This window comes from Pseudomonas protegens (genome assembly GCF_003732485.1).
Lineage (GTDB): Bacteria > Pseudomonadota > Gammaproteobacteria > Pseudomonadales > Pseudomonadaceae > Aquipseudomonas > Aquipseudomonas protegens_B.
Window position 1 is genome coordinate 272,815 of the sequence record NZ_MOAK01000036.1, and the last position, 7,084, is coordinate 279,898.

The 7,084-nt window shown below is 59.3% G+C and carries 6 protein-coding genes; 3 read left to right on the plus strand and 3 right to left on the minus strand.

Features of this window, described 5'->3' with window-relative positions:
* Together BLX41_RS34780 and BLX41_RS08155 are read right to left on the minus strand one after the other, a co-directional pair.
* Positions 1 to 671, minus strand: a 671-nt coding sequence (locus tag BLX41_RS34780) for an Lnb N-terminal periplasmic domain-containing protein (RefSeq protein ID WP_259744547.1), incomplete at its 3' end; no start/stop codon positions are given.
* 94 nt (positions 672 to 765) lie between these two features.
* The gene (locus tag BLX41_RS08155) at positions 766 to 1,254 is read right to left on the minus strand and encodes a DUF3015 domain-containing protein (RefSeq protein WP_011063564.1); all 489 of its coding nucleotides are present in this window, start codon (positions 1,252 to 1,254) and stop codon (positions 766 to 768) included.
* A gap of 276 nt (positions 1,255 to 1,530) precedes the next feature.
* On the opposite strand from BLX41_RS08155, the gene BLX41_RS08160 reads away from it, so the two are divergent.
* Together BLX41_RS08160 and BLX41_RS08165 are read left to right on the plus strand one after the other, a co-directional pair.
* Positions 1,531 to 3,969 carry a Lon protease family protein gene (locus tag BLX41_RS08160; RefSeq protein WP_102865439.1) on the plus strand — a complete coding sequence of 813 codons (2,439 nt, stop codon included), beginning with the start codon at positions 1,531 to 1,533 and terminating at the stop codon, positions 3,967 to 3,969.
* A gap of 213 nt (positions 3,970 to 4,182) precedes the next feature.
* Positions 4,183 to 4,524, plus strand: a complete 342-nt coding sequence (locus BLX41_RS08165) for a PA4575 family protein (RefSeq protein WP_123724465.1) — start codon at positions 4,183 to 4,185, stop codon at positions 4,522 to 4,524.
* 3 nt (positions 4,525 to 4,527) lie between these two features.
* On the opposite strand, the gene BLX41_RS08170 is transcribed toward BLX41_RS08165, so the two are convergent.
* Positions 4,528 to 6,357 (minus strand): hypothetical protein, encoded by a 1,830-nt coding sequence (locus tag BLX41_RS08170; RefSeq protein WP_123724466.1) that lies wholly within the window; start codon positions 6,355 to 6,357, stop codon positions 4,528 to 4,530.
* 161 nt (positions 6,358 to 6,518) lie between these two features.
* Between BLX41_RS08170 and BLX41_RS08175 the strand changes: the two genes are divergently transcribed.
* On the plus strand, positions 6,519 to 7,007 hold the full coding sequence (locus tag BLX41_RS08175) for a TIGR00645 family protein (RefSeq protein ID WP_015637095.1): 489 nt from the start codon (positions 6,519 to 6,521) through the stop codon (positions 7,005 to 7,007).
* The last annotated feature ends 77 nt before the right edge of the window (positions 7,008 to 7,084 follow it).

Genomic DNA, 7,084 nt, shown 5'->3' on the forward strand with positions numbered 1-7,084 from the left:
AGGCGGTACTCCCACAGGTCGCGGTTTTCCAGGCTGCGGTACTCCGAAAGCTTCTCCTGGTAGGGCACCAGGGCAAACAGTCCGGGGTAGCCGCCCATCAGGCCTTTCCACGCGTAGAGGATGCTGTTGTCCGAACCTTCGATATAGGCACCGAAGTTGATCGCGTAGCTGAGCAGGGCGGTGTTGTTGCTTTGCACGTCGGCCTGGTCGATGCGTAGCAGAGTATGGCCGAACATCGAGGAGGGGCTGTTGAGGTAGGCCGCAGGGAAAATCATCACGGTGCTGTGGGGCGAGACATCCTTGAACCATTGTTTGAATTCTGTGCATTGAACCTGGGGCAAGTCGTCCAGCCCAAGTTGCGCCTTGAGCCAGCGGGTGCGGGACGGATAGACGCACTGTGCATGCCGGTCACCGGCGTCGGGGGAAGCGTAGAGAGCGTTCAGGGTCGCGGTCAGCTCGGCATCGGGATGGTGGGCACCATCGGCGGCGAGAAAGAACTTCGGATCACTGACATAACTGCGCCAGCCGCCCAGCTTGGCGGTTTCGTAGTGTCCGATGGAAATCCAGAACGGGTCGTTGGCCAGTTGCTGCAAACGTTGGGGATCGATGTGGGGCGCGGCATACAGCGGGGCGCAGACAAAGAGCGCCAGATAGGCAAGACGTTTGAGCATGGTGGGCAACTTAAGTCGGAAATACAAAGACCCAAGATGGGCAAGGTCCAGAAGACAAAACCCGCTCTCCGGGGGGAGAGCGGGTGGGTCGAGCTTAAGCTGGAGTGGCGTACTTCGCCAGGCGCGCATCGTTCTTCAACACGGCCAGGGTATTGGTGTGCACATCTTCCGCGGTCACGTCAGCCTTGCTGAAGATCTGTTGGAAGTGTTCGTGGGTGACCGCGGCAAAGTGCGCACGGTCTTCAGGGGCGACACCGAGTACCACGGCGTAGGTGGTCAAGGCTTCGCCTTGACCCTTGGCCATGTCTTCGGAGAGCTCGTTCATCATGCCGTTCATGGCGAACCAGGATTTACCACCGTAAGTCAGTGACGCATTGGTGGAGCAGCCGTTGGTGCCGGAAGTCATGCCGAAGGTCGCGTTGCCGGAGGTGCCGTTGGTGGTGGAAGCCAGGAAGTGCGCTGGAGTGCCACGCTGACCTTCGAACAGCATGTTGCCCCAGCCGCAATCCGGACCGCCTGGCGCCTGAGCCATGGCGTTGAGGGATACAGCGGTGAAAAGAGTACCGAGAAGAATCCGTTTCATAGCGTTGTTCTCTTTGTGTGCATACCAATGGACAGGGAGACTGGCCCTTATTGGCGCCAGTGGGCCGGTTATCTATCCAGCCGCGCAGTTTGGAGTTTAGGCAGGTTCCATGGGTTCCGTACATTTTTACAAAACAATGCCTGAAACAGCTGGTTTTACATGGGGCGGGTGGTCGCATCCGCCTTGTCTATGCTTTCCCCTGAGGCGCGCCTTGCCAGCCGGGCATACCCGGCGCCAGAATGCCGCCATCTGCCCCGCCTGATGTAAGGAAGCCCGATGCCTGATCCTGTTGCTGCCAGCCTGCGTCTTGCGCCTGAAGCGCTGACCCGTCCTTTCTCTGCTGAACAGTTCAGCTTCTCGACCACCAATGATTTGGAGCCCTTTCGCGGTGTGCTTGGCCAGGAACGTGCGGTTGAAGCCTTGCAGTTCGGCGTGGCCATGCCACGCCCCGGTTACAACGTGTTTGTCATGGGTGAACCGGGCACGGGGCGCTTTTCCTTTGTGAAACGCTACCTGAAGGCGGAAGGCAAGCGCCTGCAAACCCCGTCTGACTGGGTCTATGTCAACAATTTCGACGAGCCCCGGGAGCCTCGGGCGCTGGAACTGCCGGCCGGTGCCGCGGGCAGTTTCATCAGCGACATCAACGGTTTGATCGATAACCTGCTGGCGACGTTCCCGGCAGTCTTCGAGCATCCGTCCTATCAGCAGAAGAAGAGCGCCATCGACCGTGCCTTCAATCAGCGTTATGACCGCGCCCTGGACGTGATCGAGCGCCTGGCCCTGGAAAAGGACGTGGCGCTGTACCGCGACAGCAGCAATATCGCCTTTACCCCGATGCTTGATGGCAAGGCCCTGGACGAAGCCGAGTTCGCCCAGTTGCCGGAGGCTGATCGCGAGCGTTTCCACGAGGACATTTCCGCTCTGGAAGAGCGCCTCAATGAAGAACTGGCGAGCCTGCCGCAGTGGAAGCGCGAGTCGAGCAATCAGTTGCGTCAGCTCAATGAAGAAACCATCACCCTGGCGCTGCAGCCGCTGTTGGCGCCACTGTCCGAGAAGTACGCCGAGAACGCTGCGGTTTGCGGTTACTTGCAAGCCATGCAGGTCTATCTGCTGAAGACCGTGGTCGAGCAACTGGTGGACGACAGCAAGACCGATGCGGTGGCACGCAAGCTGTTGGAAGAACAGTACTGCCCAAGCCTGGTGGTGGGTCATCCGGCCAGTGGCGGCGCTCCGGTGGTGTTCGAGCCTCATCCGACCTATGACAACCTGTTCGGCCGGATCGAGTACAGCACTGACCAGGGCGCGCTCTACACCACGTATCGGCAGCTGCGTCCCGGTGCACTGCATCGAGCCAATGGCGGCTTCCTGATCCTGGAAGCCGAGAAGATGCTCAGCGAACCCTTTGTCTGGGACGCCCTCAAGCGTGCCCTGCAGTCGCGCAAGTTGAAGATGGAGTCGCCCCTGGGCGAGATGGGGCGCCTGGCCACCGTGACCCTGACGCCGCAGATGATTCCGTTGCAGGTCAAGGTCATCATCATTGGCGCTCGCCAGCTGTATTACACGCTGCAGGACCTGGATCCGGATTTCCAGGAAATGTTTCGGGTGCTGGTGGACTTCGACGAAGACATCCCGATGGTGGATGAAAGCCTGGAGCAGTTTGCCCAGTTGCTGAAAACCCGCACCTCGGAGGAGGGCATGGCTCCGTTGACCGCCGATGCGGTGGCGCGCCTGGCCACCTACAGTGCGCGTCTTGCAGAGCATCAGGGACGTCTGTCGGCGCGGATCGGCGACCTGTTCCAGTTGGTCAGCGAGGCTGATTTCATTCGCCATCTGGCTTCCGACGAGATGACTGACGCCGGGCATATCGAAAGGGCGCTGAAGGCCAAGGCCACTCGTACCGGTCGGGTATCGGCGCGGATTCTCGATGACATGCTGGCCGGCATCATTCTCATCGACACCGATGGTGCCGCCGTGGGCAAGTGCAACGGCCTGACGGTACTGGAGGTGGGGGATTCGGCGTTCGGCGTGCCGGCACGGATTTCCGCCACGGTCTACCCCGGTGGCAGTGGCATCGTCGACATTGAGCGCGAGGTCAATCTGGGTCAGCCCATCCACTCCAAGGGGGTGATGATCCTGACCGGCTACCTGGGCAGTCGCTACGCTCAGGAGTTTCCTCTGGCGATTTCCGCGAGCATTGCCCTGGAGCAATCCTACGGTTACGTGGACGGCGACAGTGCTTCCCTGGGGGAGGCCTGCACGCTGATTTCGGCGCTGTCGAAAACTCCGCTCAAACAGTGTTTCGCCATCACCGGTTCGATCAACCAGTTTGGCGAGGTGCAGGCTGTGGGCGGGGTCAACGAGAAGATCGAGGGCTTCTTCCGCCTGTGCGAAGCCCGTGGCTTGACCGGAGAGCAGGGCGCGATCATTCCCCAGGCCAACGTTGCCACTCTGATGCTCGACGAGAAGGTGCTGCAGGCCGTGCGTGCCGGACAGTTCCACGTGTACGCGGTGCGTCAGGCTGATGAGGCCCTGAGTCTGCTGGTGGGCGAACCGGCTGGTGAGCCGGATGCCGAAGGACAGTTCCCTGAAGGCAGCGTCAATGCGAGGGTGGTGGAGCGCCTGCGGGTCATTGCCGAGATGATCAGCGAAGAAGACCTGAAAGAAGCTGAAAAAGAGTTGGCGCAAGAGGCTCTGACAGAGGCCAAGCCGGCGTGACTGTGGCCGCTGGCGAGGTCGCTGTGCCTCGCCAGCGGCGTCAGGGGGCTGACGCCAATTTCTCAAAATAGACCATTCGGCGCCTGTTGGATCGGTCAACTTTGTTTATCAGGCTTTTCTTCTATTCTCAGGGCAAGGAGAACGACAGTCGTCGCTGGATCGAAACAGCCCTCTGCTGAAGGCTGAATAGTGGTTCTACCGAGGGTCGCCGCCATGTCGCGCAACCTTTGCCTCACCCGCCAATGCCTTGGCCTGGTCACCCGTATCGAATGCAGCGTCCGCCCACTGGCGGGGGACAACGGTATGTGGACCCTTCTCTTCGCCGCCGGAATGGCGGGTGAACAACCCTCAGCGATCAAATCCCAGGGCCCGTTCTGTGGACCTGTGGTGGCGGAGTCGATCCTTGATTCGATTGTTGAAAGCCTGACCACCCATGGCTATCAGCTGGCCGATGATCCACAGATCTGGTGCCTGCATCTGCAGGCCCAGTTACGTCAGATCAATGGTGAGCGAGGACGCAATGCCGGTGATTTCCAGTTCCATCCCGAACACTGACTCCTAGGGGGCCGGGGGCGTCGACTCGGCTTTGTCGAGCTTGACCTCGAAGCCGTATTCCACAGTGTCGAGTTCGCTGCGGGTGTAGCTTTCCAATTGGCTGGGCTGGCCGTAGAAGTAGTGCACATCGAACACGGCCGGACCGTCGGCCGAGGTGCTGTGGCTGCTTGCAAGAATCTCCTTCAGGTATTGGCCGCTGGCGTCCTTGGCATAGAAGCGCCAGGCGTCAGCAGGAAAGAGCTTCTGGTCGACGATCAAGGCGTTGCCCTTGAGTTCGAGGCCTTTGGGCAGCTGTTGAGCGTTGATGCTGCTCTTCTCGATGCTGGCCAGGAACAGAGGAATAGAGCCCACGGCGTAGGCGGGAGTTTCCGGAAAGAGGTTGAGGTCGTAGGTGATGACGCCCCGCAATGGATCGATGTCGAAGGCTTCGTCCGGCAGTTCGATCGGTTCGCCCCGCTGGCCCTTCTCGTTCTGGGTGAAGAAGGTCAGCGGGGTATCGCCGGAGCTGAACTCCGAGCCCAGCAATTCGTCATTGAAGGTCCGTGGATGGCTGAACTCGATGCGCGCCGCGCTGGCATCTTCCACTGATTGGCTGATGGTCACGGATTTTTTCAGTGACTCTTCGTCCAGCTGTGCACCCTTGAGGTAGTGGGTGGCCTGATCGTCATAGACCACCACCGGCATTGCCAGCGGTTGGATGCCCCTGTCGGTGGTATTGCGGTCGAAACGATGCACCGGCAGGTCCAGGTCCTTGCGCGTCACGCTGGCCTGGGAGAAATCCAGTACGGCGATCTCCAGTTGATCCACCAGGCCATTGAAATACACCTTGGCGTAATGATTGGTGTGTTGTCGGTCGAAGGCCTGTTGCTCGTCCTCCAGCTGTTTCTCGAAGGCTTGGCTCCACTCCTTCTGCTTCTGCATTTCGGCCAACTGCTGTTTGTAGAAGGCAATCTGCTGAGCACTTTCGTTGATCGAGCCTGCGCGGGACAGAATCTGTCCACTGCTGTCACGGGCCTGAGCCAGCAGGGGATTGAGGGAAGCATCATTGGCTTCTTCGGGCAGGGGAGCGCTGTTGCTCAGCTCGATCTCGGCAACGTTCCTGTCCAGCGTCAACAGGGTCAGGCGGATATTGCCGTCCTGGCGCGGCTTGCCGATATCGGCCCTGGTCAGTTCAAAGTCGAGCACCCGACCTGGGGCTATCACCTCCAGCTTGCCTTGCAGGGAAACCGGCTGCGGCTGGTTCTTGTTGTCCACCTCCAGGCCCTCGATATAGGGGTAGGTGATGGTCAAGTCATCCGGATTGGTCAGGTTGGAGCTGGAAGGGCTTAGCTGGATACCCGGATCGGTCTCCGACCATTCGGGTTGGAAGGGAATGATTTTTTTGTTGCTGAGGGTGACCGACTGCCATTCCAGGCCGTGGGGAAACGGGAACTGCGCAGGCATGTTGAAGCTGAAGGGGAAGACTGGCTGCAGGTCCGTCAGGTAGTCGGAGCTGGAGGATTTGCGCAGTACGAACAGGCCGTTGACGTAGGTGTCCACCAGGGCTTGGGCGGTGGGGTAGTGCTTGAGCAGGGCCAGGCTGTCGTCGCCGTATTCGGTTTCCAGTGGCTTGCTGTCAAGCTTGAGTTGTGCCCGTTCCAGTAGCAGGAGGGAGCCGCCAAGATTGGCGATGGCGTCCTTGAGCTTGGGGTCCTGGATGGCATCCAGCGACTGTTCAAACTGTGCGGTTTTCTCTTCGAGGCTCGCCTGTTTCTTTTCGTCGCTGGGGGAACAGCCGCTGAGCAGCAGCGCCAGACCAAGGCCGACACTGGCCAAAGGCAATCGCACATCCATTTCCAGTCTTCCTGTCCAATGTCGGTGAGCGTTAGCAACGGCTTCGACACTAGCAGAAAAAGCGACCGGAAAAACCCGTGGGTCAGGTGATTGTCTGTGGTTTATGGGGTTTTCGGGCGCTGATATACTCGCCGCCGTTTTTACACCGGGTGCGAGATTCAATGGAACGTTTTATCGAAAATGCAATGTATGCTTCACGCTGGCTGCTGGCGCCGATCTACTTCGGTTTGTCCCTGGGCCTGCTGGCACTGGCATTGAAGTTCTTCCAGGAAGTCTTCCACGTCATTCCCAATGTGTTTTCCATGGCCGAGTCCGACCTGATCCTGGTGCTGTTGTCGTTGATCGACATGGCGCTGGTGGGTGGTCTGCTGGTGATGGTGATGATCTCCGGTTATGAGAACTTCGTGTCGCAACTGGACATCGATGAAGACAAGGAGAAGCTCAGCTGGCTGGGCAAGATGGACTCTTCGTCGTTGAAGATGAAGGTGGCCGCGTCCATCGTGGCAATTTCGTCGATCCACCTGCTGCGAGTGTTCATGGACGCCAAGAACACCCCCACCGAGTACCTGCTGTGGTACGTGGTGATTCACATGACGTTCGTGATTTCGGCGTTTGCCATGGGTTACCTGGACAAGCTGACCAAGCACTGACAGGTCCCGCTGCTTGATTGAATGCCGCCCGGCCGTTGCGAAACGGACGGGCGGCGTTGTTTGTGGCTTTTGTTTTT

Coding starts and splice junctions, on each gene's coding strand:
- BLX41_RS08155 (WP_011063564.1), bottom strand. CDS start 1,254: ATGAAACGGATTCTTCTCGGTACTCTTTTCACCGCTGTATCCCTCAAC.
- BLX41_RS08160 (WP_102865439.1), top strand. CDS start 1,531: ATGCCTGATCCTGTTGCTGCCAGCCTGCGTCTTGCGCCTGAAGCGCTG.
- BLX41_RS08165 (WP_123724465.1), top strand. CDS start 4,183: ATGTCGCGCAACCTTTGCCTCACCCGCCAATGCCTTGGCCTGGTCACC.
- BLX41_RS08170 (WP_123724466.1), bottom strand. CDS start 6,357: ATGGATGTGCGATTGCCTTTGGCCAGTGTCGGCCTTGGTCTGGCGCTG.
- BLX41_RS08175 (WP_015637095.1), top strand. CDS start 6,519: ATGGAACGTTTTATCGAAAATGCAATGTATGCTTCACGCTGGCTGCTG.